The sequence below is a fragment of the Sphingomonas astragali genome (assembly GCF_051400615.1).
In the GTDB taxonomy this organism is placed as follows: Bacteria; Pseudomonadota; Alphaproteobacteria; order Sphingomonadales; family Sphingomonadaceae; genus Sphingomonas.
This window is the reverse complement of sequence record NZ_JBLFFH010000003.1, coordinates 137,803-158,923: the sequence shown is the minus strand read 5'-3', so window position 1 is coordinate 158,923 and position 21,121 is coordinate 137,803. Positions and strand designations below refer to the sequence as shown.

The 21,121-nt window shown below is 69.3% G+C and carries 27 protein-coding genes; 7 read left to right on the top strand and 20 right to left on the bottom strand.

Going from position 1 to position 21,121, the window contains the following annotated elements; all coding sequences use genetic code 11:
* Window positions 1-93 precede the first annotated feature (93 nt).
* Window positions 94-1,290, top strand: coding sequence for an acyltransferase family protein (locus ACMGER_RS15305; protein WP_436813031.1), 1,197 nt, complete (start codon window positions 94-96; stop codon window positions 1,288-1,290).
* Here the strand turns inward: ACMGER_RS15305 and ACMGER_RS15300 are convergent.
* Window positions 1,240-2,067 carry a LytTR family DNA-binding domain-containing protein gene (locus tag ACMGER_RS15300; protein WP_436813030.1) on the bottom strand — a complete coding sequence of 276 codons (828 nt, stop codon included), beginning with the start codon at window positions 2,065-2,067 and terminating at the stop codon, window positions 1,240-1,242. The genes ACMGER_RS15305 and ACMGER_RS15300 overlap by 51 nt on opposite strands.
* A gap of 92 nt (window positions 2,068-2,159) precedes the next feature.
* Here ACMGER_RS15300 and ACMGER_RS15295 point away from each other — a divergent pair, with 92 nt between their 5' ends.
* The 3 genes from ACMGER_RS15295 to ACMGER_RS15285 are packed head-to-tail and all read left to right on the top strand — an operon-like array spanning window position 2,160 to window position 5,148.
* On the top strand, window positions 2,160-3,395 hold the full coding sequence (locus tag ACMGER_RS15295) for an acyltransferase family protein (RefSeq protein WP_436813029.1): 1,236 nt from the start codon (window positions 2,160-2,162) through the stop codon (window positions 3,393-3,395).
* Entirely contained in the window at window positions 3,322-4,251 is a 930-nt protein-coding gene (locus tag ACMGER_RS15290; RefSeq protein WP_436813028.1) for an isoaspartyl peptidase/L-asparaginase family protein, read from the top strand. Before ACMGER_RS15295 ends, ACMGER_RS15290 begins: the two co-directional genes overlap by 74 nt.
* A 39-nt stretch (window positions 4,252-4,290) precedes the next feature.
* Window positions 4,291-5,148, top strand: coding sequence for a S1/P1 nuclease (locus ACMGER_RS15285; protein ID WP_436813027.1), 858 nt, complete (start codon window positions 4,291-4,293; stop codon window positions 5,146-5,148).
* A 26-nt stretch (window positions 5,149-5,174) separates the two neighbouring features.
* Here the strand turns inward: ACMGER_RS15285 and ACMGER_RS15280 are convergent, their stop codons facing one another.
* From ACMGER_RS15280 to ybgC, 9 genes are all read right to left on the bottom strand, one after another.
* Window positions 5,175-5,435, bottom strand: coding sequence for a hypothetical protein (locus ACMGER_RS15280; RefSeq protein ID WP_436813026.1), 261 nt, complete (start codon window positions 5,433-5,435; stop codon window positions 5,175-5,177).
* An 85-nt stretch (window positions 5,436-5,520) separates the two neighbouring features.
* Window positions 5,521-5,733 carry a type II toxin-antitoxin system antitoxin gene (locus ACMGER_RS15275; RefSeq protein ID WP_436813025.1) on the bottom strand — a complete coding sequence of 71 codons (213 nt, stop codon included), beginning with the start codon at window positions 5,731-5,733 and terminating at the stop codon, window positions 5,521-5,523.
* Between the two features lie 10 nt (window positions 5,734-5,743).
* Window positions 5,744-6,637, bottom strand: coding sequence for an SPFH domain-containing protein (locus ACMGER_RS15270; protein ID WP_436813024.1), 894 nt, complete (start codon window positions 6,635-6,637; stop codon window positions 5,744-5,746).
* A gap of 201 nt (window positions 6,638-6,838) precedes the next feature.
* Window positions 6,839-7,360, bottom strand: a complete 522-nt coding sequence (pal, locus tag ACMGER_RS15265) for a peptidoglycan-associated lipoprotein Pal (protein ID WP_436813023.1) — start codon at window positions 7,358-7,360, stop codon at window positions 6,839-6,841.
* A 67-nt stretch (window positions 7,361-7,427) separates the two neighbouring features.
* On the bottom strand, window positions 7,428-8,753 hold the full coding sequence (gene tolB, locus ACMGER_RS15260; protein ID WP_436813022.1) for a Tol-Pal system beta propeller repeat protein TolB: 1,326 nt from the start codon (window positions 8,751-8,753) through the stop codon (window positions 7,428-7,430).
* A 130-nt stretch (window positions 8,754-8,883) separates the two neighbouring features.
* A complete protein-coding gene (gene tolA / locus ACMGER_RS15255) occupies window positions 8,884-9,750 on the bottom strand; it encodes a cell envelope integrity protein TolA (RefSeq protein ID WP_436813021.1) in 867 nt (288 codons plus the stop codon).
* Between the two features lie 2 nt (window positions 9,751-9,752).
* Window positions 9,753-10,190 (bottom strand): protein TolR, encoded by a 438-nt coding sequence (gene tolR / locus ACMGER_RS15250; RefSeq protein WP_436813020.1) that lies wholly within the window; start codon window positions 10,188-10,190, stop codon window positions 9,753-9,755.
* Window positions 10,191-10,233: 43 nt separating this feature from the next.
* On the bottom strand, window positions 10,234-10,926 hold the full coding sequence (gene tolQ / locus ACMGER_RS15245; protein WP_436813019.1) for a protein TolQ: 693 nt from the start codon (window positions 10,924-10,926) through the stop codon (window positions 10,234-10,236).
* Between the two features lie 4 nt (window positions 10,927-10,930).
* Entirely contained in the window at window positions 10,931-11,389 is a 459-nt protein-coding gene (ybgC, locus tag ACMGER_RS15240; protein WP_436813018.1) for a tol-pal system-associated acyl-CoA thioesterase, read from the bottom strand.
* 241 nt (window positions 11,390-11,630) lie between these two features.
* On the opposite strand from ybgC, the gene ACMGER_RS15235 reads away from it, so the two are divergent.
* Together ACMGER_RS15235 and ACMGER_RS15230 are read left to right on the top strand one after the other, a co-directional pair.
* A complete protein-coding gene (locus ACMGER_RS15235) occupies window positions 11,631-12,092 on the top strand; it encodes a hypothetical protein (protein ID WP_436813017.1) in 462 nt (153 codons plus the stop codon).
* Window positions 12,093-12,124: 32 nt separating this feature from the next.
* Window positions 12,125-12,601 (top strand): hypothetical protein, encoded by a 477-nt coding sequence (locus tag ACMGER_RS15230; protein WP_436813016.1) that lies wholly within the window; start codon window positions 12,125-12,127, stop codon window positions 12,599-12,601.
* On the opposite strand, the gene ruvB is transcribed toward ACMGER_RS15230, so the two are convergent.
* The 8 genes from ruvB to ACMGER_RS15190 form a co-directional block, all read right to left on the bottom strand.
* A complete protein-coding gene (gene ruvB, locus ACMGER_RS15225; protein ID WP_436813015.1) occupies window positions 12,598-13,620 on the bottom strand; it encodes a Holliday junction branch migration DNA helicase RuvB in 1,023 nt (340 codons plus the stop codon). The two genes, ACMGER_RS15230 and ruvB, sit on opposite strands and share 4 nt — an antisense overlap.
* Window positions 13,621-13,700: 80 nt before the next feature.
* Complete coding sequence (locus ACMGER_RS15220; protein WP_436813014.1) at window positions 13,701-14,291, bottom strand: RcnB family protein; 591 nt, start codon at window positions 14,289-14,291, stop codon at window positions 13,701-13,703.
* Window positions 14,292-14,365: 74 nt separating this feature from the next.
* Entirely contained in the window at window positions 14,366-14,962 is a 597-nt protein-coding gene (gene ruvA, locus ACMGER_RS15215; protein ID WP_436813013.1) for a Holliday junction branch migration protein RuvA, read from the bottom strand.
* A 190-nt stretch (window positions 14,963-15,152) separates the two neighbouring features.
* Window positions 15,153-16,463 (bottom strand): NAD(P)/FAD-dependent oxidoreductase, encoded by a 1,311-nt coding sequence (locus ACMGER_RS15210; protein WP_436813012.1) that lies wholly within the window; start codon window positions 16,461-16,463, stop codon window positions 15,153-15,155.
* A gap of 85 nt (window positions 16,464-16,548) precedes the next feature.
* Window positions 16,549-17,034 carry a crossover junction endodeoxyribonuclease RuvC gene (gene ruvC, locus ACMGER_RS15205; protein ID WP_436813011.1) on the bottom strand — a complete coding sequence of 162 codons (486 nt, stop codon included), beginning with the start codon at window positions 17,032-17,034 and terminating at the stop codon, window positions 16,549-16,551.
* Window positions 17,035-17,469: 435 nt separating this feature from the next.
* Window positions 17,470-18,213, bottom strand: coding sequence for a YebC/PmpR family DNA-binding transcriptional regulator (locus ACMGER_RS15200; protein WP_436813010.1), 744 nt, complete (start codon window positions 18,211-18,213; stop codon window positions 17,470-17,472).
* A gap of 28 nt (window positions 18,214-18,241) precedes the next feature.
* Window positions 18,242-18,481: a DUF2312 domain-containing protein gene (locus ACMGER_RS15195; protein ID WP_436813009.1), complete on the bottom strand. Its 240-nt coding sequence runs from the start codon at window positions 18,479-18,481 to the stop codon at window positions 18,242-18,244.
* A gap of 55 nt (window positions 18,482-18,536) precedes the next feature.
* Window positions 18,537-18,893: a DUF1244 domain-containing protein gene (locus ACMGER_RS15190; protein WP_436813008.1), complete on the bottom strand. Its 357-nt coding sequence runs from the start codon at window positions 18,891-18,893 to the stop codon at window positions 18,537-18,539.
* A gap of 71 nt (window positions 18,894-18,964) precedes the next feature.
* Between ACMGER_RS15190 and pyk the strand changes: the two genes are divergently transcribed.
* On the top strand, window positions 18,965-20,434 hold the full coding sequence (pyk, locus tag ACMGER_RS15185) for a pyruvate kinase (RefSeq protein ID WP_436813007.1): 1,470 nt from the start codon (window positions 18,965-18,967) through the stop codon (window positions 20,432-20,434).
* Here pyk and ACMGER_RS15180 read toward each other — a convergent pair.
* Window positions 20,410-20,805 (bottom strand): type II toxin-antitoxin system VapC family toxin, encoded by a 396-nt coding sequence (locus ACMGER_RS15180; RefSeq protein WP_436813006.1) that lies wholly within the window; start codon window positions 20,803-20,805, stop codon window positions 20,410-20,412. The two genes, pyk and ACMGER_RS15180, sit on opposite strands and share 25 nt — an antisense overlap.
* Entirely contained in the window at window positions 20,802-21,104 is a 303-nt protein-coding gene (locus ACMGER_RS15175) for a type II toxin-antitoxin system Phd/YefM family antitoxin (protein WP_436813005.1), read from the bottom strand. Before ACMGER_RS15175 ends, ACMGER_RS15180 begins: the two co-directional genes overlap by 4 nt.
* Between the last annotated feature and the right edge of the window lie 17 nt (window positions 21,105-21,121).

The window sequence follows — 21,121 nt, the reverse complement described above, 5'->3', positions numbered from 1 at the left end:
CGCGCGCCCGGAAACGTCGCTAACATTTCGCTTACGCTGCCTGCGCTATGTCCGCGTCGACGCGCCATGTCCGGCGCCGATGGACACAAGCCCTTGCACCAGCCGCCGGCTGCCCAGTTCGCGACTACCGCCGGCCAGCGCCATTTCGGGATGGACTGGCTGCGCATCGCCGCATTCGCTCTGCTGATCCTCTATCACGCCGCGATGGTGTTCGCGCCGTGGAGCTGGGTGGTGAAGTGGCCGGTCACCTATCCGGCGCTGATCCCGCCGTTGGCGGCGCTGACGCCGTGGCGGCTCGCGCTGCTGTTCGCCGTCTCGGGCTATGCCTCGCGCAAGCTGCTCGGCCGCAGTCCAAGCGTCGGCGCGTTCCTGAGATCGCGCCATGCGCGGCTGCTGGTCCCGCTCGCGTTCGGCATGGCGGTGCTGGTGCCGATCGAGATGTGGGTGCGCGTGCGCGAGCATGGCTATCCGAACGGCTATCTCCACTTCTGGGCGCTCGATTATTGGCGCTGGGGTCGCTTCTGGGGAGTGGTCTTCCCCAACTGGGAGCATCTGTGGTTCGTCGTCTATCTGTGGGGCTATACGATGGTCCTCGGTGCCGTGACGGCGCGGTGGGGCGCCGGCTGGGGCGACCGGCTGCTTGCGTGGCTCGGCGAGCGCCGGCGGCTGCTGTGGGTGCCGCCTGCAGTGCTGACCGTCGCCAAGCTATCGTTGATGTTCGTCGTGCCCGAGCGCCAGGGGCTGTTCACCGACTGGAGCGCCCATGTCGAATATTGGCCGATCTTCGCCTTCGGCTTCGTCGTCGCGGGCAACGCCGCCGCCTGGCCGATGATCGCACGCGTCTGGCGGCCGGCGCTGGCCGCGGCGGTGGCGGCGGGAGCGATCGTGATCGCCATAGAGGTCGCCTATCCCGCCGACACCCTGCCCCCGCACGCGATCGCCGCGTTCGACCGCGCGGCGCGGGTGGCGATGGCGTGGTGGATGGTGCTGGCGCTGTTCCACCTTGCCGACACCTTCCTCAACCGCGACCATCGCTGGCGCAGGCCGCTCGCCGAGGCGGTGTTCCCCGCCTACCTCATCCACCATACGACGATCGTGATCGTGGCGTGGTGGACGCTCGACACGGGGTTTGACCCCCGGATCGAGTATGCGCTGCTGGCGGCGGCGAGCATCGGCGCTTCCGCGGCCGCTTATCTCATCGGGCGGCGCATCGGTTGGCTGCGGCCGCTGATCGGCCTGTCAGGAAAGCCGGTAGCGCCGGCTGCCGCGAAGCTCCGCCCCGCTCTCTAGCGTCACCGTGAAGTCGCCGCTGCGCTCGCTCTCGACGCGGCGGATCGCGGCGCGGCGCACCAGCCGGCCGCGGTGGATGCGCACGAACTCCGGCCCCAGCGATTCCTCGGTCGCCGAAAGCGTGGCGCGGTGGAGCAGCGTCCGCGCCCGCCAGCCGATCTCCACATAGTTGCCCGCCGAGGCGACCCATTCGATCTCGTCGACCGGAACATGGTGCGTGACCGCACCGTCCGCGATGGCGAGCGCGTGCGGCGGCGCGGCAGGCGGCGTTGCGGCGCGGGCGATCAGCCATTGCACGATCGCCGCCAACGCGACGAACTGGAGATAGGTCGCGACGTCCTTGCGGTATTCGTAGAGCAGCCGCTCGGGGATCACGCCGAAGAAGCGATAGGGCCCGGAGCCGACCGCGTCGTAGTAGATGTGGCGCAGCGCCACCATCACGCCGATGTGCCAGCCCGAGGCGGCGAGGCTGCCGAGCACCAGCGCCACGGCGACGACCGGCCAGGACACGCGAGGCGGCCGGATGCGCGCCACTGCGATCCACAGCAACGGATAGACGCTGAGCCAGCCGATCATGCTGGTCCATTCCCACGACCACACCAGATCGGGGCGGATATGGACGCCGTTGGCCGCGAGATCGCTCAGCGTCGATTCGGCGTTGGCGATCATGATGACGACGACGATCAACAGGAACAGGCCGACCGCGCCGAGCATGATCCGGCGCTGCGTCCCGTTCATCCCGCGCCACCCGCCGCTCATCCGCCGTGTCTCGTCCATCGTCCCGATGATGCCGCCATCCGGCCCTCACCGATACCCGTCGCGAAGCCGTCCGCCTAGCGACCGCCGCACCACATGAAAGGAGGTGCGCCATGGAACGGCATTACGGAATGGACTGGCTGAGGGTCGGCGCGTTCGCGCTGCTGATCCTCTATCACATCGGCATGGTGTTCGTGCCGTGGGGGTTCCACATCAAGACCGCCCAGCCGATGGCCTGGGTCGAGATCCCGATGTTCCTGACGAGCCCGTGGCGGCTGTCGCTGCTGTTCCTGGTGTCGGGCTACGCCAGCCGGGCGCTGCTCCTGAAATCGCCGGGGATCGGCGCGTTCCTCAGGAGCCGTACGAGCCGGCTGCTGATCCCGCTGCTGTTCGGGATGGCGGTGGTGGTGCCGCCGCAGAGCTGGGTCGAGGTGACGGTGCAGCACGGCTACCAGGCGGGTTTCCTGCACTTCTGGGCCGCCGACTATTTCCGCTTCGGCACGCTGTTCGGCATCGTCATGCCGACGTGGAACCATCTGTGGTTCGTGCTCTACCTGTGGGTCTATACGCTGGGCCTTGCCGCGCTGCTGGCGCTGGTGCCGAACGGTGCTAGGGCGCAGGCGGCGTTCGATCGGCTGTTCGGCGGTGGCGCGCGCGTGGTATGGCTGCCGATCCTCTACGTCGTGCTGATCCAGACGGTGCTGTTCCACCGCAACGAGGACACGCACGACCTGATCCACGACCTGGGCGCCCACGTCCGCTACGTCCCCGCCTTCCTGTTCGGCTTCGGCCTCGCCGGGTCGCGGCCGGTGATCGCAGCGCTGATCGCGCACTGGAAGGTCTCGGCGGCGCTGGCCGTCGCGGCTTATATGGTGATCGCGGCGCTGCTCGTCGCCTGGCCCGACTTCAGCTTCCCCAGCGACGACGTCGGCACCGTCTTCGGCATTGCCCGCGACGTCGAGACCTGGGCGGCCATCGCGGCGCTTGTCGGCATCGCCAGCCGCTTCTGGAATCGCGACCATAAGTGGCGACCGATGCTGACGGAAGCGGTCTTCCCCTTCTACATCATCCACCAGACCGCGATCGTGCTGGTCGAATATTGGGTGAAGCCGCTCGGCGTCGGCGCGCTCGGCGAGTTCCTGGTGCTGGTGCCGGCGACGGTGGCGGCGTGCTGGGGTTTCTACCTGATCGGGCGCGGGGTCGGCTGGCTCAGGCCGCTGATCGGCCTCAGGCCGCGGGTGGCGCGGGCTCGTGCTTCTGCTAGGGCTCCCGGCCATGACGAACCCGGACTGGACGCTGATGATCCACGGTGGGGCCGGAGCGATCGAGCGCAGCCGGACCTCGCCTGAGACCGAGGCCGCCGTCCGCGCCGCATTGGGCCGTGCGCTCGATGCCGGCGCGGACGTGCTCGCCGCGGGTGGCACCGCGCTCGACGCGGTCGAGGCAGCGGTGCGCGTGCTCGAGGACGATCCGCATTTCAATGCCGGCCGCGGCGCGGCGCTGACCCGCGAGGGCACCGCCGAGCTCGACGCCGCGATCATGGACGGCACCACCCGCCGCGCCGGCGCCGTCGCGCGGGTGAGCTTCACGCGCAGCCCCGTCGCGCTCGCGCGCGCAGTGATGGAGCACAGCCCGCACGTCTTCCTCGCCGGCATCGGCGCCGACGCCTTCTCACGCGAGATCGGCGCGGAGCAGGTCGACAACGGCTGGTTCGTGGTCGAGGAGCGCCGCCACCAACTCGCCGAGCTGCTCGCGCGCGGCGCCAATGCCTATGACGTCGAGATGAAATACGGCACCGTCGGCGCGGTGGCGCGCGACCGGGCGGGCCGGCTCGCCGCGGCGACCTCGACCGGCGGCGTCACCGGCAAGCGCTGGGGCCGGATCGGCGATTCGCCAGTGGTGGGCGCCGGCACCTGGGCCGACGACCGCAGCTGTGCCGTCTCCTGCACCGGCGCGGGCGAGTTCTTCCTGCGCGTGGGCACGGCGCACGAGATCGAGGCGCGGGTGCGGCTCGCCGGCCTGGGGCTGGCGGAAGCCGCCGCCGAGGTGCTCGCCGAGGTGAAGGCGCTCGGCGGCACCGGCGGCGTGATCCTGGCCGGTGCGGACGGAACAATGGCATGGGACTTCACCACCCCCGGAATGCATCGCGCCAGCGCCTCCGCCTCCCGCGAGCGGGTTGTCGCGATGTTCGGGGACGAGGGGTGAAGCTGGTGTCGGCCGCTGCCAGCGGCTAATCGCCGCCGCATGTTCCGCCGAGTCCTCGCGCTGCTCGCGCTCGCCGCCGTTTCCCTCCCCGCCCCCGCCTTTGCCTATTGGGAATATGGCCACGAGACCGTCGCCAAGATCGCGATGGCCAATGTGAAGCCGTCGACGCGCCTGGCGGTGCGGCGGCTGCTAGCCGAGGCACGGCTGCTCGGCACCCCGCAATGCCCGGCGAACACGATCGAGACCGCGAGCACCTGGGCGGACTGCATCAAGACGATCAAGGACGCCGACGGCAAGCGGCCGTTCGACTTCGCCTATACCTGGCATTTCCAGGACGTCGACATCTGCGCGCCGTTCGACCTCGAGCCCGCGTGCAAGGACGGCAATTGCGTGTCGGCGCAGATCGAGCGGGACGTCGCGCTGCTCAAGGACCGTCGCACCTCGCCGCGCGATCGGGTGCAGGCGCTGACGTTCCTGATCCACTTCGTCGGCGACCTCTCGCAGCCGCTCCACGCCGGTGAGCGGCACGACCAGGGCGGGAACAAGGTGCCGGCGGACTATGGCGTCTACGGCCCCGAGCGGCTCAACCTGCACGCGATCTGGGACGGCTGGCTCGCCGAGCGGGCGATCTCGACGCCGCCGTCGCTGGTGCGCCGCTACCCGCCCGTCGAGCGGCGGCGGATCGCGGCGGGCAGCGTCGAGGACTGGAGCCGCGATTCGTGGAAGATCGCGCGCGACGTGGTCTATGCGAGCGCGTTCGGCGATCCGTGCGGTCCGCAGCCGGCGCGGGCGAACCTCGACGAGGCGACGATCGCGAGACTGGTCGGGCCGGCGCGCGAGCAGGTGGTGAAGGGCGGCCTGCGTCTCGCCCGGCTACTCGATGAGGCGCTGGGTTAGGAGGGGCTCATAGATGTCGACCTGCTCTAATCCTCTCCTCCCCAGCGCCATCGCCAGCCGCCGCGCGTGTGATGCGCGCAGATGACGAGGAACGCGGCGGTCGCGGCGAGGATGATGACGACGGCGGGAACCGGGTGCCGCGGGACCAATGCTCCCCCGGTGAGGATGACGATGGCCGAATAGATCGCCAACGTCACCCAACCCTGCCAGGCGATCGGCAGGCCCGCGCCAAAGCCGTAGCGCTTCGGCGCGAACCAGGCGTCGTCGTCGCGCCGGCTCGCGGTCACCGGACGAACGCCACGATCAGCCCGACGACGGCCAGCGCGCCGAACAGCGCCGCGAGCGGGCGGGGATTGCGCGTGAACACTCCGATCATTGCCTGTCTCCTTCTTCCTTCTTCGGGCGCCCGCGCCGAACCGGGGCCGGATCGGCCAGCTTCACCCCGCGGCGCGCGAGCGCTTCGCGCAGCAGGCATTCGACCTCGGCGTTGACGCTCCTGAGGTCGCTCGCCGCCGCGCGCTCGATCGCCGCATGGAGCGCGGGATCGAGGCGCAGCGGGAACGCCTTCTTGGAGGGAACCGCCATTGCCCGAGCCTTACTGGTAGAGCGTGCCCGTGTTGACCACCGGCTGGGTGTCGCGTTCGCCGCACAGCACCACCATCAGGTTCGAGACCATCGCCGCACGGCGCTCGTCGTCGAGCTCGACCACGTTCTTCGCGCTCAATTGCTCGAGCGCCATCTCGACCATGCCGACCGCGCCCGCGACCAAAGTCTGGCGCGCGGCGACCACCGCCTGCGCCTGCTGGCGGCGCAGCATCGCCTGGGCGATCTCCGGCGCGTAAGCGAGGTGGGTGAAGCCGCATTCGTCGACGGTGATGCCCGCCACCAGCAGCCGCGCGATCAGCTCCTCGCGCAGCTCCGCGCCGATCTGATCGTGGTTGCCGCGCAAGGTCACTTCCTGATGCTCGAAGTCGTCATAGGGGTAGCGCGAGCCGATCGTGCGCACCGCCGCCTCGATCTGGACGTTCACGAACGCCTTATAGTCGTCGACGTCGAACAGCGCCTGCGCGGTGTCGGTCACGCGCCACACCACCTGCGCCGCCATCTCGATCGGGTTGCCGCGCAGGTCGTTCACCTTGATGCGGTCGGAGATGATGTTGTTGGCGCGCGCCGACACCTTCCTGCGCGCGTACCAGGGCAGCACCCAGCGCAGGCCCGTGGTGCGGTCGGAGCCCTTGTAGCTGCCGAACAGCGTGATCGCCGCCGCCTGGTTGGGCTGGAGCATGTAGAAGCCCGGGACGATCAGCACGAACACCAGCACCGCGACGATCAGCACCGGCAAGCCCAGGGCGTTGGTGTCGATCATGCTGCCGCCCCAGATCATCCCCGCCAACGCCACCAGCGCGACCAGCAGCATGATGTAGCCGCTCGTCGAGGCCGCGGGGCGCTCCTGGCTTCGCTGCAGGTTCGACCGATTGAGGTCCGACATCACTTCCCTCCTATTAAAGTGATATCAGATTTATATCGTTGCGATGTGAGTCGCAACAAAAATCCCTCTCCCAACGGGAGAGGGAGGGAGCCGCCGAAGGCGGCGGAAAGGTGAGGGTGTTGGTGAGGGCTGTCGTCACCCTCACCCTTCCCACTGCCTTCGGCAGCGGGCCCCTTCCCTCTCCCAGCGGGAGAGGGAATTTTACTGCAGCGTCACCGTCACCGCGCGGCGGTTCTGGGCCCAGCTCGCCTCGTCGGAGCCCATCGCGACCGGGCGTTCCTTGCCGTAGCTGATCGTGCTGATGCGGCTGGCGTCGATGCCGCGGGCGACGAGATAGTTCTTGGCGGCGTTGGCGCGGCGATCGCCGAGCGCGAGGTTGTATTCGCGGGTGCCGCGCTCGTCGCAATGGCCCTCGATGGTGATGCGCACGTTCGGATAGCGCTGCAGCCAGGTCGACTGGCTGTCGAGGATCGTGCGCGCCTCGGGATCGATGTCATAGGCGTCGAGCGCGAAATGGACGGTGTCGCTCTGCACCGAGCGCAGGAAGTCCTGCTGGCTGCCCGGCACCACCGTGTCGGTCACCGGGCCGCTCGGCTCGGTCGGGCCAGTGCCCGGCTGGCTGCCGACCGGCTCGGGCGGCAGCACCGGCGGGGTCTTCTTCGCGCAGCCGGCGGTGGCGATCAGCGCCGCGGCGATGATCAGTCTGGTTGTGGTTTTGGCCATGTCGGCATCTCCCTAGATTGGCCCGTCGGCGACGGGAACGGTGGAACTCTGACGCTTAAAAACTCTTTCAGGGGCGTAACGGTCCCCAGCTCGGATCGGATCCGTCGAGCGGGGTCGGGATGCGGCGCTCGTTGACGCCGGTGAGATCGACCGACCACAGATCGGCCTTGCCGGAACCCTGGGCGGTGCGGAAGAACACCAGTACGCGGCCGTTGGGCGACCAGCTCGGTCCCTCGTCACCCCAGGCCTCGGTCAGGATCTTCTCGTTGCCGCCCGACGCCGACATGACGCCGATGCGGAACGATCCGGTGATCTTGGTGAAGGCGATGAGGTCGCCGCGCGGGCTCCATACCGGTGTCGCATAACGGCCGCCGCCGAAGCTGATGCGTTGCTGGTTCGATCCGTCGGCATTCATCACGTAGAGCTGCTGCGTGCCCGAGCGGTCACTCTCGAACACGATCCTGGAGCCGTCGGGCGAATAGCTGCCGCCGGTATTGATCCCCGGGCTGTTGGTCAGCCGCTGCGGCGAGCCGCCGTTGATGGGGACGCGGTAGATGTCGGTGTTCCCCGCCACCGCCATCGAGAACAGCACCCAGCGGCCGTCCGGCGAGACATGCGGGCCAAAGGCGAGGTTGTTGGTCGTCACCAGCCGGCGCTGCGTGCCCGAGCCCAGGTTGTAGACGTAGATCGTCGGCTTGTCGTTGACGTAGCTCATGTAGACGATCTGCTGCTGGTTGGGCGCGAAGCGCGGCGTCAGCACGATCGACTGGCCGTTGGTGAGGAAGCGGTGGTTGGCGCCGTCCTGGTCCATGATGGCGAGGCGCTTGATGCGCTTCTTTTTGGGACCGGTCTCGGACACATAGATGATGCGGCTGTCGAAATAGGGGCCCTCGCCGGTGAGGCGGGTGTAGACGGTGTCGGCGCACTTATGCGCGCCGCGGCGCCAGTCGGCGGGCGAGACGACGAAGCCCTGCCGGGTGAGCTCGGTCTTGGCGAACACGTCGTAGAGGTAGCAGCCGACCGTCAGCGTGCCGTCGCCGTTGGCGCGAACGAAGCCCTCGACCAGCGCCTGCGCGCCGGTGCTGCCCCAATAAGGAAAGTCGGGCGCGGTGACCTGGTCCATGCTGACGGCGCGGAGCTGCTCGGGGCCGAGCGGCCTAAACAGGCCGGAGTTCTTGAGATCGTTGGTGACGACCTCGGCCACCTGGCGGCCGAGCGCGTCGGTGCTGCCGGCGGGCGTGCCCTGCGCGGCCGGGGTCGGCATCGGCGGGATCGCGATCGGCATCGGCGCGGAGATGCCGCCGACGACGTCGACCTCGACCTGGGCGGCGGCGGGAACGGCGATCCCGAGGCCCAGGGCGAGGGCCAGCCCTCGCCATACATACGCCGTCACCCCGGCCTTGTGCCGGGGTCCATCCGTCCGCGCACCCGCCGGTCGAAGCCCGTGCTGCACGGTAGATGCCGGAACAAGTCCGGCATGACGGTTTTGAAACAGGCCTAGCATCGCTTTCTCCTCGCTACCCTCACCCTGGCAGCTTGTAGTTGATGATGATGTCCTTCCAGCCGTTCTCGTAGAGCTCGGCCGGCAAGGTGTAGGGGGCGCATTGCATGATCGCCGCGGTGGCGAGCTCCGCGACGCGCCGGGCGTAGCGTTGGTTCTCGTCGTTGACGCCGGTCTGCCCCATCAGGGTCGGCCGCACCGCCAGCGTGCCGTCTCGCGCCATCTGGAGGCGCAGACGCGAGCGGATCTGGTTGGCGCCCGGGCCCGGATTGGGCACGCGGTTGGCGCAGGGCTGGACCTGCCGCGCGATCGCGTCGGCGAGTCCGGCGACCGCCTGCGCCGACACCGCCTGGGCGCGCGGTGCCGCGCCGCGCCCCTTGTCGGACGAGATGGCAAGGCTCTTGCGGAAATCGTCGCCGAGCAGGCTGCCGCGCGGCTTGGGCTTGGTCGCGGCGGGATTGGTGCCGGCTGCCTTGGTCGGCGCCGGGGCGGCCTTGGTGGCGGACTTGGCGGGGGCGGGCTTGGCCGGCGACGGCTTGGCAGGCGCGGGCTTGGGCGGCTCCGGCTTGGCGACGGGCGCGGGCCTCGGCGGCGGGGATGGCGCCGGCTGGGCGACGGGCGGCGCAGGCTGGGGTTCGGCGACCGCCTCGGCGGGGGGCGGCGCCTCCTCGGGCGGGCCGGTGTCGGGCGCCTGGCTGGAGGCGGGCGGCTCGGTCGCGGCGGGGGCGGCCGACTTGAGGCTGACCGCATCGACCAGCGAGATGTCGATCGGCTTGCTCTCGAGCTTCAGCGGGTTGGGTGTGGCGAGAAAGCCGACCGAGAGCAGGCCGAACAGCAGGACATGCCCCGCCGCAGCCAACCCCAGGCCGATCTTCTCGGCGCGGTCCACCCTCAGCGCCCCTCGCTCGATGCGTTGGTGACGAGCGCGACGCGGTTGAGGCCGGCGCGATTGAGCTCGCCCATCACCCGCATCACCCGGCCGTAGTCGAGGCCGGTGTCAGCGCGCAGGAATACCTGCCGCGGCTTGTCCGGGCTGCCCTGCGCCGCGAGATCGGCGAGCGCGTCGGGGAGCGTCGCGGTGACGTCGGTCTTGTCGATGAAGATGCGGCCCTGGCCGTCGATCGCCATGTCGACCGGCTTCTGGTCCTGCTCGAGCGCCTTGGCGCGGCTGTCGGGCAGGTTCACCGGCACGCCGGCGGTGAGCAGCGGCGCCGTCACCATGAAGATGATCAGCAGGACCAGCATCACGTCGACCAGCGGCGTCACGTTGATGTCCGCCATCGGCATACGCCGCCCGCGACCATGCTGGGAGGGGAGGTTCATCGCCATGCTCAGCCCCTCCTCGGGACGGGGAGGATTGGGGGCATCTCCCTCATTCGCCCGAATCCAGCTGGCGACTCAGCGTCGCATGGAAGCCGTCGGCGAAGCGGTGGAGCCGCGCCTCGATGCGGTTGATGGCGTGGCTGAAGCGGTTGTAGGCGATCACCGCCGGGATCGCCGCGAACAGGCCGATCGCGGTCGCGAACAGCGCCTCGGCGATGCCGGGGGCGACCACCGCCAGCGACGAGTTCTGCTCGCCGGCGATCGCGGTGAAGCTGCGCATGATGCCCCAGACGGTACCGAACAGCCCGACGAACGGCGCCACCGCTCCGATCGTGGCGAGGACGTTGAGCCGGTCGGACAGGCGGTCGACCTCCGCGGCGGCGGCCGATCCCATCGCGGTCGCGAGCCGCTGGCGCGTGCCCTCCCGGTCGATGCGCTTGCCGCCGGTCGAGCGGCGCCATTCGGCGACGCCGGCCGCGAACACCTTGGCGATCGGCAGCGGGCTGTCGCCGTTGATGCGGTGGAAGGCGTCGATGTCGGCGGCCTTGCGGTACTCGGCCTCGAACCGGTCGGAGTTGCGGCGGATGCCGCCGATCCTGAAACGGAAGCTGATGATGATCGCCCAGGTCCAGATGCTGGCAAGGATGAGGCCGATCATCACCCCCTTCACCACCCAGTCGGCCTGGAGAAAGAGCGCGACCGGCGACAGCGTCGCGGCGTTCGGGTTGGCTAGCAAATCCACCTGGTCAATTCCCCTTGTCCACGAGAGCTTCGAACCTTCTCACCCATTCGGCCGGCTGTCGACGGGCGCGGCCGTTCGGTGCGACGAAGGCCGCCTCGACGCGAGCTTCGGCCAGCAAAAGCCCGCCGCGCATGACTCGCTGATGAATGACTACCGAGGCGGCGCGGATTCGTTCCAGCCGCGTGATCACCGACAGCGTGTCGTCGAGCTTGGCCGGGACGAGATAGCGGATGTGGATGTCGCTGACCGCATAGGTGCCCTCGCCCGCCTCGTGCGCGGCGCGCTGGTCGATGCCAGCGGCGCGCAGCATCGCCGAGCGGGCGCGCTCCATGAAGCGCAGGTAATTGGCATGGTAGACGACGCCGGACAGGTCGGTGTCCTCGAAATAGACGCGCACCGGGAATCGGTGCTCGATCCCCTCGAAGCGTCCTTCGAGCGGCAGGTCGGTCGCCTCGGCGGTCATGGCGTCAACGCCTAGGGCCTGACCTCGTGATCGGCAATGGCCGGGGCAGCGTGGATTGGGGCGCGCGGGTAGGACAACGCGACAGGCGCATCGCCGCAGACGCCGCAGCTCGGCACGCCTGCATGGCCAAAGTCCGCCGCGATATCAACGGTTCGCCGATGGATTCGGCCTGTCGCAGCAGATAGGACGTTCGGAACCGCAGCCGGCCGTTCATGTCGACGAGCCAAAAGGGGAGAAATCCATGCGTGTTCGGACTGCCAAGGTCATCCGCTCGGCCACCGTCGGCTTCGCCCTCGGTTTCATCATCGCTTGCCTGACGATCATCATGGCCAAGCCGCTGCCCTCTGCCGGCGTGATGATCGGCCAGGGGCTGGGCGCCATCGTCGGCGCGACGCTGATCGGCGCGGCCGTCGGCTATTTCCGCTCGCAGGCGGTGCCGGCCGACGCGATGGAACCGCCGCTGGCGCTCTGGCGGAAGACACTGCTCGGTATTTCCGCCGCCCTGCTGATCGTCGCGATCGCAGGCATCCTGTACCTGATGACGCGGAGCCGGCCGCCGCTGCCCCCGGTGCCGCAGGTCGAGGCCCCCGCCTTGCCGCGTTCCCATTTCGGGCCGAAGGCACAGCCGACCCCGACCGGAATCCCGACACCGCCGTCCTCCCAAATCGGGCCGGCCGCGCCGTCGAACACGACCGGGCACTGACCGGCCCGGCGCTCGCTTCCATGAGCGATCTGGTGTTCGCCCTGTTCTTCGCCGTCGTCGCGCTCTTCATCGGCGCGACGTACTGGCTGATGCTCGCGTACGTCAGGTCGAGGCTACGCCAGGTCGCGGCGCTGCCGGTCGTCGCCGATCCGGACGGCAGCATCGACGTCCCGGTCGCGGCCACGTTCAGGGGATTGAAGGGAATCCCCTGGATCGCGATCAGCCATGCCAACGTCGGACATCGATTGCGGCTCGATTCGGACGGCATCGAATTCAAGGTCATCGGGGCGGAGCGGCATCCCTATTCCGACATCTCCTCGGTCGACGTGCGTACGGCGATCGGGACCATGAACGTCGTGATCGAGTTCAAGAGCTCGCTGCGGTCCCTTGCCGGGAACGTGGCGAGCCTCGCCAATGCGGCCAAGGTTGTCGATGTCCTGGCGTCCAGGGGCTGCCCGCTCACGCCCCGGGCAGAGCGGGTCCGCAGGGAGCACGCCGCGGCGCCCTAATCGAACAGACCGTCCTGCGCGTTGGTCGGCGGATCGAGGCCCAGGTGCTTCCACCCGGCGGCGTTGAGGCAGCGGCCGCGGGCGGTGCGGGCGATCATGCCGATCTGGATGAGATAGGGCTCGATCACCTCCTCGATCGTGTCGCGCGGCTCGGACAGGCCGGCGGCTAACGTCTCCACGCCGACCGGGCCGCCGCGGTACACGTCGGCGATCATGGTGAGATAGCGCCGGTCCATCGCGTCGAGGCCGAGCGCATCGACCTCCAGCCGATTGAGCGCACGGTCGGCGGTGCCTGCGTCGACCGTTTCCGTCCCTGCGACGTTGGCGAAATCGCGCACGCGGCGCAGCAGGCGGCCGGCGATGCGCGGGGTGCCGCGGGAGCGTTTCGCGATCTCGCGGGCGCCGTCCTCGGCGACGTGGAGGTCGAGCAGGCCGGCGGCGCGGGTGACGACGCGGAGCAGTTCGTCGACGGTGTAGAAGTTGAGCCGCACCGGAATGCCGAACCGGTCTCTGAGCGGCGTGGTCAAGAGGCCCTGGCGGGTGGTGGCGCCGACCAGGGTGAAGCGCGGCAGGTCGATGCGGACCGAGCGCGCCGACGGCCCCTCGCCGATCATCAGGTCGAGCGCGCGGTCCTCCATCGCCGGGTAGAGCACCTCCTCGACCGCAGGATTGAGGCGGTGGATCTCGTCGATGAACAGGACGTCGCCGTCCTCGAGGTTGGTCAGCAACGCGGCGAGATCACCCGACTTGGCGATCACCGGGCCGGAGGTGGCGCGGAAGCCGACCCCCATCTCCCGGGCGATGATCTGGGCGAGCGTGGTCTTGCCCAGGCCGGGGGGGCCGAAGAACAGGACATGGTCGAGCACGTCGCCGCGCCCCCTGGCAGCATCGATGAACACGCGCAGGTTCTCGCGCGCGCCCTTCTGCCCTACGAACTCGTCGAGCGTCTTGGGCCGGAGCGCCGCGTCGACATCCTCGGCGCGGCGGGAGGCAGTGAGGATGCGGTCGGCGTCGGTCATCGGCGGGAATGTTCCCTACCCGTTCGCACCCGCCCCTGTCGAGTGCGACCGACGCCGACCGTCATCTCATCGGCCACTCCTTATCTGAACGCGCCGTAGATCACGTCGACGATACGGCGGGTACGAACGTTGACCAGCAACAGGTCAGGGCCGTAGCGGACCCAGCGATGGCCGCGCGGCGGCGGCCCGAAGCCGAAGTTTCCATAGCCGTTGTAATAATAGGCCTGCGACAGGAACAGGCTCGGCAGCAGCAAGCCGATCGACCAGCGCCGGTAGCGATAGCCGCGCGGATAGCGGAACACCGGCGCGGGGAGCGGGCGGAAGTTCGGCGGACGATAGCCCGGTCGATGCGGCGGCCGCGGGCGCGGCGGACGGACTACCGGCGGCTGTGGACGCGGCGGACGGACGCCCTGGCCGGGGCCGGGCCGCGGCGGCTGGATCGCCGGCCCGCCCGGATTGGGCCTCGGCGGCTGGATCGCCGGCCCGCCGGGATTGGGCCGCGGCGGCTGCGGCGGCCTTACCCCCTGGCCGGGATTGGGCCGCGGCGGCTGGACCTGTGGCCGGCCGACCGGACGCTCCTGACCAGGTGCAGGGCGGGTCGTCGCCTGCGCCATCGCGATGTCGGGAAACACCAGCAACGCGCTGGTCGTCACAAGAAGAAGCCGCTTCATACACGCCCTCCTGACTTGATCGCGGCAGAGGCTATGCCTCCGAGCGGTTGTTGGCAAGTCGCAACAAGTCCTGATTATTTCGCCGCTTTCCGGAGCGCGAGCCGCACCAGCGCGTCGAGGCCAGCACCGGGACCCAGCTCCTCCTCCGCCGCCGCGACGGCGCTCGATGCCTCGGCCTGGCGGAAGCCGAGGTTGGCGAGCGCGGACATCGCATCGGCGGCGGCGCTGCCGGCAGGTGCGGCGGACGCGATACCGCCGCCGATCGCGATGCCGCCGACCTTGTCCTTCAATTCGCGGACGATGCGCTCGGCGAGCTTGGGGCCGACGCCGTTGGCGCGGGCGACCATCGCCTTGTCCTGTGCCGACACCGCACGGCCGAGCTCGTCGGGCGCGAGCGCGGAGAGGATCGCGAGCGCGACTCGCGCGCCGACGCCTTGCACACCGGTGAGCAGGCGGAACCAGTCGTGCTCCTCGGCGGTGGCGAAGCCGACCAGGCGGATGAAATCCTCGCCGACGAGCATCTCTGTGTGGACGATCACCCCGTCCCCGATCGCGCCCAGCACGGACAGCGTGCGCGCCGAGGCGCCGACCAGATAACCGACGCCGCCGACGTCGATCACGGCGTGATCGGCGGCAGTGGAGGTCAGGATACCCTTGAGATGCGCGATCACGCCGGCCGCCCCGAAGGTTCCGAAAGTTCCGGGAAAACGACATGAATGCCGGCTCCCGCGCGGCACGCGCCGGGGAGGATGGCGTTCCGAGGTGCGGTCGATGAGCCGGTCATGGCCGGTACGTAACAGGAACGATACGATGTAGGAAAGCGGGAAATGCGTCGGGCGGCGGTAGCCGCGGATCTGGCGCTCAGTCGGATTTGTCCCGCATCGGCCTCGGGTCGGATGCGCTCGCGGTCGAGCCCTGCGTGATCAGCCGCGAGCCCCGCTGATCGCGCATGTAGTTCCAGAGCCAGCTCAGCGCGACACTCAGCCGGTTCCTCACTCCGATCAGGAAATAGATGTGCGCCAATCCCCAGATCCACCACGCGATCGCGCCGCGCAGCTTGAATCGTCCGAAGTCGATCACCGCCTTGCGCTTGCCGATCGTCGCCAGGCTTCCGGCGTGCCGGTAGCGGAACGGCTTGCCGGAGGCTTTCCCGCCGAGCCTGGCGCGGATCTCCGCCGCGACGTGATGTCCCTGCTGCTTGGCCGCCGGCGCGATGCCGGGCACCGGCCGGCCGTCGGGGCCGGCGATCGTCGCGGCGTCGCCGATGATGAAGATCTCGGGATGGCCCGGCACGGTCAGGTCGGGCTCGACCATCGCACGGCCGGCGCGGTCGGTTGCGATGCCGACCCATTCCGCGGCAGGAGAGGCCTGCACGCCGGCCGCCCAGACCATGGTCGAGGCGGCGATCCATTCGTCTCCGCAGGCCACGCCGGCGGCGGTGCAATCAGTCACGGGCTGCCCCAGCCTGACCTCCACGCCCAGCTTCTCGAGCGCTCGCTGTGCGTAGCGCGAGAGATCCTCGGTGAAGGCGGGGAGCACGCGCGGCCCCGCCTCGATCAGGATCACGCGCGTCGCTCGCGGGTCGAAATTGCGGAAATCGTCAACCAATGTCAGGCGCGCCAGTTCGGCGATCGTTCCCGCCAGCTCGACGCCGGTCGGGCCGCCGCCGATGACGACGAAGGTCAGCAGCGCGCGGCGCCGTTCCGGATCGGGCTCGCGCTCGGCTTCCTCGAACGCGCGCAGGATGCGGCGGCGGATCGTGGTCGCATCCTCGAGCGTCTTCAGCCCCGGCGCGAACGGCTCCCAGTCGTCGTGGCCGAAATAGGCATGGCGCGCGCCGGTCGCGATCACCAGCGTATCGTAAGCCAGCGTCGCGCCGTCGTCGAGGAGGACGCGGCGCTCCGCCTCGTCGACGCCGACGACGGTGGCGAGCAGGGTCGCGACCTCGCGGCGCCGGCGCAGCAGATGCCGGATCGGCCAGGCGATCTCGGAGGTGGCGAGCGACGCTGTCGCGACCTGGTACAGCAACGGCTGGAAGAGATGATGATTGCGCCGGTCGACCACGGTGATGCGCACGGGCGCGCCGGCGAGGTCGTGAACCGTCTGGAGACCGCCGAAGCCGGCGCCGACCACGACGACATGGTGCCGGTCTGCCGGCACGGGATCGGGCATGGGTACGCCTCCCTTGTCACGGTGCCGCCGATCTTGGGGTATCGCGGGCGAGAGTCCAAGCCGTTGGCAGCGGTGACGGGGCGCTTTACCCGATCCGCCGCGCCGTCGCCGCGTGATGGGCGTGGCAGATCGCCACCGCCAGCGCGTCGGCGGCGTCGGGGCCGTCGATCTTGGCGCCGGGGAGCAGGCGCGTGACCATGGCGTGGACCTGCGCCTTCTCGGCGTTGCCGACGCCGACCACCGCCTTCTTGACCAGCCGCGCGGCATATTCGCCGACGTCGATCCCCGCGCGAGCCGCCGCGCACAGCACGACGCCGCGGGCCTGGCCGAGCTTGAGGGTGGATTGCGGGTTGGCGTTGACGAACACCTCCTCGACGGCGGCCGTATCGGGGGCGTGGTCGGCGATCAGGGCGGCGAGCATCGCGTCGAGATGGGCGAGCCGGCGCGGCAGCGGGGCGGCGGCGTCGGTGACGAGGCGACCGTTGGCGATGTGGCTCAGGCGATTGCCCTCGGCGCGGATCAGGCCCCAGCCGGTGGTGCCGAGGCCCGGATCGAGGCCGAGGATGATCATTGGTTCTCGCGAAGGCGCGAAGGCGCGAAGAAGAGGAGAGAAGTTCGCGCAGAGGCGCAGAGACGCAGAGATACGTCGCTTGCGGCAATCTCAGCCGTTCCAGCGGCTTTCACTCTTTCGGGAGTGCTCCAGGCGATAAGGTCCCGCCGACGCGAGACAGGTGTTACCGGCAAAACCTCTCTGCGCCTCTGCGCCTCTGCGCGAACAACTTCTTCTTCCTCTTCTTCGCGCCTTCGCGCCTTCGCGAGAACCAATCTGCTTGCGCGAGCGCACAGCAGCAGTCCGCCAGCGACGCGCGTGCGAGTCCTGCATCGCGGGCCCCCTCCACCATTCGCTGCGCGAATGGTCCCCAGCGTCGGGTTGATCGTGCCCCGCACGATCAAGGGCCGTCCGGGGGATGGCCCGACCCGGCGCTCATGCCGGGGAGGAGCTGGGTCAACCCAGCTTCTCCATCACCTCGTCGGGAACCTCGTAGTTGCCCCAGACGGTCTGGACGTCGTCGTCGTCGTCGAGCGCGTCGATCAGCTTGAACAAGGTCGCGGCATCGCCCTCGCCGACCTCGACCATCGTCTGCGGCCGCCAGGCGAGCTTGGCCGCCTCGGCCTCGCCCAGCACCGGCTCGAGCGCCTTGGCGACCTCGTGCAGGTCGGCCTGGGCGGTCCAGATCTCGTGGCCGTCCTCGCTCGAGCTGACATCCTCCGCGCCCGCCTCCAGCGCCGCCTCGAACACCTTCTCGGCGTCGCCCGCGCTCGCGGGATAGGTGATCAGGCCCATGCGATCGAAGCCGTGGCTGACCGAGCCCGAGGCGCCGAGGTTGCCGCCGTTCTTGCTGACCGCGGTGCGGACGTTGGTGGCGGTGCGGTTGCGGTTGTCGGTCAGCGCCTCGATGATCAGCGACACGCCGCCGGGGCCGAAGCCCTCGTAGCGGACCTCCTCGTAGTTCTCGGCATCGCCGCGGCTCGCCTTGTCGATCGAGCGCTGGATGTTGTCCTTGGGCATCGACGCCGCCTTGGCGGCGTTGACCGCGGCGCGCAGGCGCGGGTTCATGTCCGGGTCGGGGAGACCCATCTTGGCCGCGACGGTGATCTCGCGGCTCAATTTGGAGAACATGCCGGAGCGCTTCTTATCCTGCGCGCCCTTGCGGTGCATGATGTTCTTGAATTTGGAATGGCCTGCCATGGCTCGTCTCTAGAACAGGAAAAGCGCTTCAGGCCAGCCCGAGCGCGGCCTTGTAGGTTTCGAGCAGCGCCTCCGCCTCGTCGCGGTGGTGCTTCTCCATCCTGCGCAGCTTGATGATCGACCGCATCGTCTTGACGTCGAAGCCGGTCGACTTGGCCTCGGCATAGACGTCCTTGATGTCGTCGGCGATGCCGCGCTTCTCTTCCTCAAGCCGCTCGATGCGCTCGATCAGCAGGCGCAATTGCTCGGCGGCGATGACGTCGCTCATTCATATATCTCCATCAGGTGTGAAGGGCGGCCCTTAGGCGAAGCCGCGCGTCGGCTCAACGGGGCTCCGTCATCGACGGCGGATCGCTCGCCGGGAAGGTGTCGGCCAGCGCCTCGTCGAGCGCGGCGTTCCTGGCGACGCTCTCCTCCATGCGCTTCAACTGCTCGGGCGTCGCCTCGGTCTGGTGCTTCACCTTCCATTCCCCGAACGGCATCCCGTAGATGATCTCGCGGGCACGCGCCTTGTCGAAATGCCCGGCCTCGGCGATCCATTCGGCCAGGCAGTTGCGGCAGAAGCCCGCCTGACCCATCAGGTCGACGTTCTGCGCGTCACTGCGGCGGCGCAGGTGCCGGACCAGCCGGTGGAATGCGGCGGCCGCGACGCGGTCGTCCAGTGCGTCCAGATCGTCCATTGCCCGTTCTCCGGTTGATCGCTCCGCAATACGCGTTAGACGCGCCCACGCAAGCCGACAGGAGCCAGCACATGACCCGCACGATCCATCCGCGCTCCCGCAAGGTCCGCGTGCTGGCCACGCTCGGCCCGGCGAGCAACACGCCCGAGATGATCGAGAGGCTGTTCGTGGCCGGCGCGGACGCCTTCCGCATCAACATGAGCCATGGCGACCAGGCCTCGAAGGCGCCGGTGATCGAGGCGATCCGCGCGCTCGAGAAGACCTATGGCCGGCCGACGACGATCCTCGCGGACCTGCAGGGGCCGAAGCTGCGCGTCGGCAAGTTCGCCGAGGGGCGAGTGACACTGGAGACGGGCCGGCGCTTCCTGCTCGACCGCTCGACCACATCGGGCGATTCGTCCCGCGTCGAGCTGCCGCACAAGGAGATCTTCGCGGCGATCGAGCCCGGCGCGCGGCTGCTGCTCGACGACGGCAAGCTGGTGCTCAAGGTGCTGGAGCATGACGAGGAGCAGATCGTCACCGAGGTGGTGGTCGGCGGGCCGCTGTCCAACTCCAAGGGCCTCAACGTTCCCGACGTGGTGCTGCCGATGGCGGCGCTTACCCCCAAGGACCGCAGCGACATGGCGTTCGCGCTCGACCAGGGCGTCGACTGGGTCGCGATGAGCTTCGTCCAGCGGCCGGAGGACGTCGCCGAAGGGCGGCGGCTGATCGAGGGGCGCGCGGCGCTGCTCGCCAAGATCGAGAAGCCCTCCGCCGTGTCGCGGCTCGAGGAGATCGTCGAGGGCTGCGACGGGGTGATGGTGGCGCGCGGCGACCTCGGTGTCGAGCTGCCGCCGGAGGCGGTGCCGCCGCTCCAGAAGCGCATCGTCGAGACCGCGCGGCGGATGGGCCGGCCGGTGGTGGTGGCGACGCAGATGCTCGAATCGATGATCACCGCGCCGACGCCGACCCGCGCCGAGGTGTCGGACGTCGCCACGGCGGTCTATGACGGGGCGGACGCGATCATGCTGTCGGCGGAGAGCGCGGCGGGCGCCTGGCCGGTCGAATCGGTGGCGATGATGAACTCGATCGCCGATTCGGTGGAGCGCGACCCCGCGCACGGCGACCGCGTCCACTTCACCATCACCAAGCCCGATCCCACCACCGCCGATGCGCTCGCCGAGGCGGCCAAGAGCATCGCGGGCATCGTGTCGGCGAGCGCGATCATCTGCTTCACCATGTCGGGCTCGACCGCGCGGCGCATCGCGCGCGAGCGCCCGTCGGTGCCGATCCTGGTGCTGACGCCCAAGATCGAGACCGCGCGGCGGCTGGGCCTGCTGTGGGGCGTGCACGCGGTGCATACCCGCGACGTCGGCAATTTCGAGGAGATGGTCGCCAAGGCCAAGCGCATGGCGCTGCGCACGCACATCGCCGCTGCCGGGGACCGCGTGATCGTATGCGCGGGCGTGCCGTTCGGGACGCCGGGGAGCACCAACGTGCTCCATGTCGTGCGGGTGATCGGCGACGAGCTGAAGCGCTACAGCGAGACGACCAGCGGGTGACCCTGGAGACCGCGGTCGCGGGTCAGGAGCCGGGCGCCGCGTTGCTGGGCGTGGACGAGCAGCATCTCGTCGAAGGGGTCCTTGTGGAAAAGCGGCGTGTGCAACGTCGCAACGCAGTCGGCGCCAGTGATCGGCGCGACCTCGATTCCCGCCTTATCGGCAAAGAGCATCGCCGCCTCGGGCGCCAACGCGCCCTTGCGTTCGCCGTTCCGACTCACCTTCGACCATTTGATCCGCAGTTCCCAGATCGAAACGGCCGAGATCCAGGCGCGCTCCTCCTGCGCATCGAGGAACGCCCGTTCGCGCGGCGTCAACTCCGCGCCGCCCTCCGCGAGCCAGATCACGAAATGAGTGTCGAGCAGGACGCTCAAGGACGATAGGGCTCCCAATCGTCATCCAGCCCTAAGACTTCGCGACTGAAGGCGGGATCGTCGAATTCCTCCTCCCAACCCTTCGGCAACGGGGGCAGCTTGTCCAACCCCATGTCCTTGCGGACGCGCTCGATCCGTTCCCAGTCGACCCCGCCCTTGCGCTCGGGCTCCGCAGCACGGGGAGGGCCCAGCTCCGCGACCGGTCGTCCGTTCTTGGTGATCGTCACGCGCTCGCCGCGCTCCGCCGCCGCCAACGCAGCGGCGAATTGCGCACGGGCTTCGCGGACCGACATTTCCATGGCTTCATCTCCGTGCA

Bases quoted from the DNA above. Each gene is read 5' to 3' on its own strand.
- ACMGER_RS15285 (WP_436813027.1), top strand. From the start codon at position 4,291: ATGTTCCGCCGAGTCCTCGCGCTGCTCGCGCTCGCCGCCGTTTCCCTC.
- ybgC (WP_436813018.1), bottom strand. From the start codon at position 11,389: ATGACCGCCGAGGCGACCGACCTGCCGCTCGAAGGACGCTTCGAGGGG.
- pyk (WP_436813007.1), top strand. From the start codon at position 18,965: ATGACCCGCACGATCCATCCGCGCTCCCGCAAGGTCCGCGTGCTGGCC.
- ACMGER_RS15175 (WP_436813005.1), bottom strand. From the start codon at position 21,104: ATGGAAATGTCGGTCCGCGAAGCCCGTGCGCAATTCGCCGCTGCGTTG.
- ACMGER_RS15275 (WP_436813025.1), bottom strand. From the start codon at position 5,733: ATGGCGGTTCCCTCCAAGAAGGCGTTCCCGCTGCGCCTCGATCCCGCG.
- ACMGER_RS15300 (WP_436813030.1), bottom strand. From the start codon at position 2,067: ATGGACGAGACACGGCGGATGAGCGGCGGGTGGCGCGGGATGAACGGG.
- ACMGER_RS15295 (WP_436813029.1), top strand. From the start codon at position 2,160: ATGGAACGGCATTACGGAATGGACTGGCTGAGGGTCGGCGCGTTCGCG.
- ACMGER_RS15220 (WP_436813014.1), bottom strand. From the start codon at position 14,291: ATGAAGCGGCTTCTTCTTGTGACGACCAGCGCGTTGCTGGTGTTTCCC.
- ruvB (WP_436813015.1), bottom strand. From the start codon at position 13,620: ATGACCGACGCCGACCGCATCCTCACTGCCTCCCGCCGCGCCGAGGAT.
- ruvC (WP_436813011.1), bottom strand. From the start codon at position 17,034: ATGATCATCCTCGGCCTCGATCCGGGCCTCGGCACCACCGGCTGGGGC.
- ACMGER_RS15210 (WP_436813012.1), bottom strand. From the start codon at position 16,463: ATGCCCGATCCCGTGCCGGCAGACCGGCACCATGTCGTCGTGGTCGGC.
- ACMGER_RS15195 (WP_436813009.1), bottom strand. From the start codon at position 18,481: ATGAGCGACGTCATCGCCGCCGAGCAATTGCGCCTGCTGATCGAGCGC.
- ACMGER_RS15190 (WP_436813008.1), bottom strand. From the start codon at position 18,893: ATGGACGATCTGGACGCACTGGACGACCGCGTCGCGGCCGCCGCATTC.
- ACMGER_RS15290 (WP_436813028.1), top strand. From the start codon at position 3,322: ATGACGAACCCGGACTGGACGCTGATGATCCACGGTGGGGCCGGAGCG.
- ACMGER_RS15270 (WP_436813024.1), bottom strand. From the start codon at position 6,637: ATGTCGGACCTCAATCGGTCGAACCTGCAGCGAAGCCAGGAGCGCCCC.
- pal (WP_436813023.1), bottom strand. From the start codon at position 7,360: ATGGCCAAAACCACAACCAGACTGATCATCGCCGCGGCGCTGATCGCC.
- ACMGER_RS15200 (WP_436813010.1), bottom strand. From the start codon at position 18,213: ATGGCAGGCCATTCCAAATTCAAGAACATCATGCACCGCAAGGGCGCG.
- ACMGER_RS15235 (WP_436813017.1), top strand. From the start codon at position 11,631: ATGCGTGTTCGGACTGCCAAGGTCATCCGCTCGGCCACCGTCGGCTTC.
- tolR (WP_436813020.1), bottom strand. From the start codon at position 10,190: ATGGCGATGAACCTCCCCTCCCAGCATGGTCGCGGGCGGCGTATGCCG.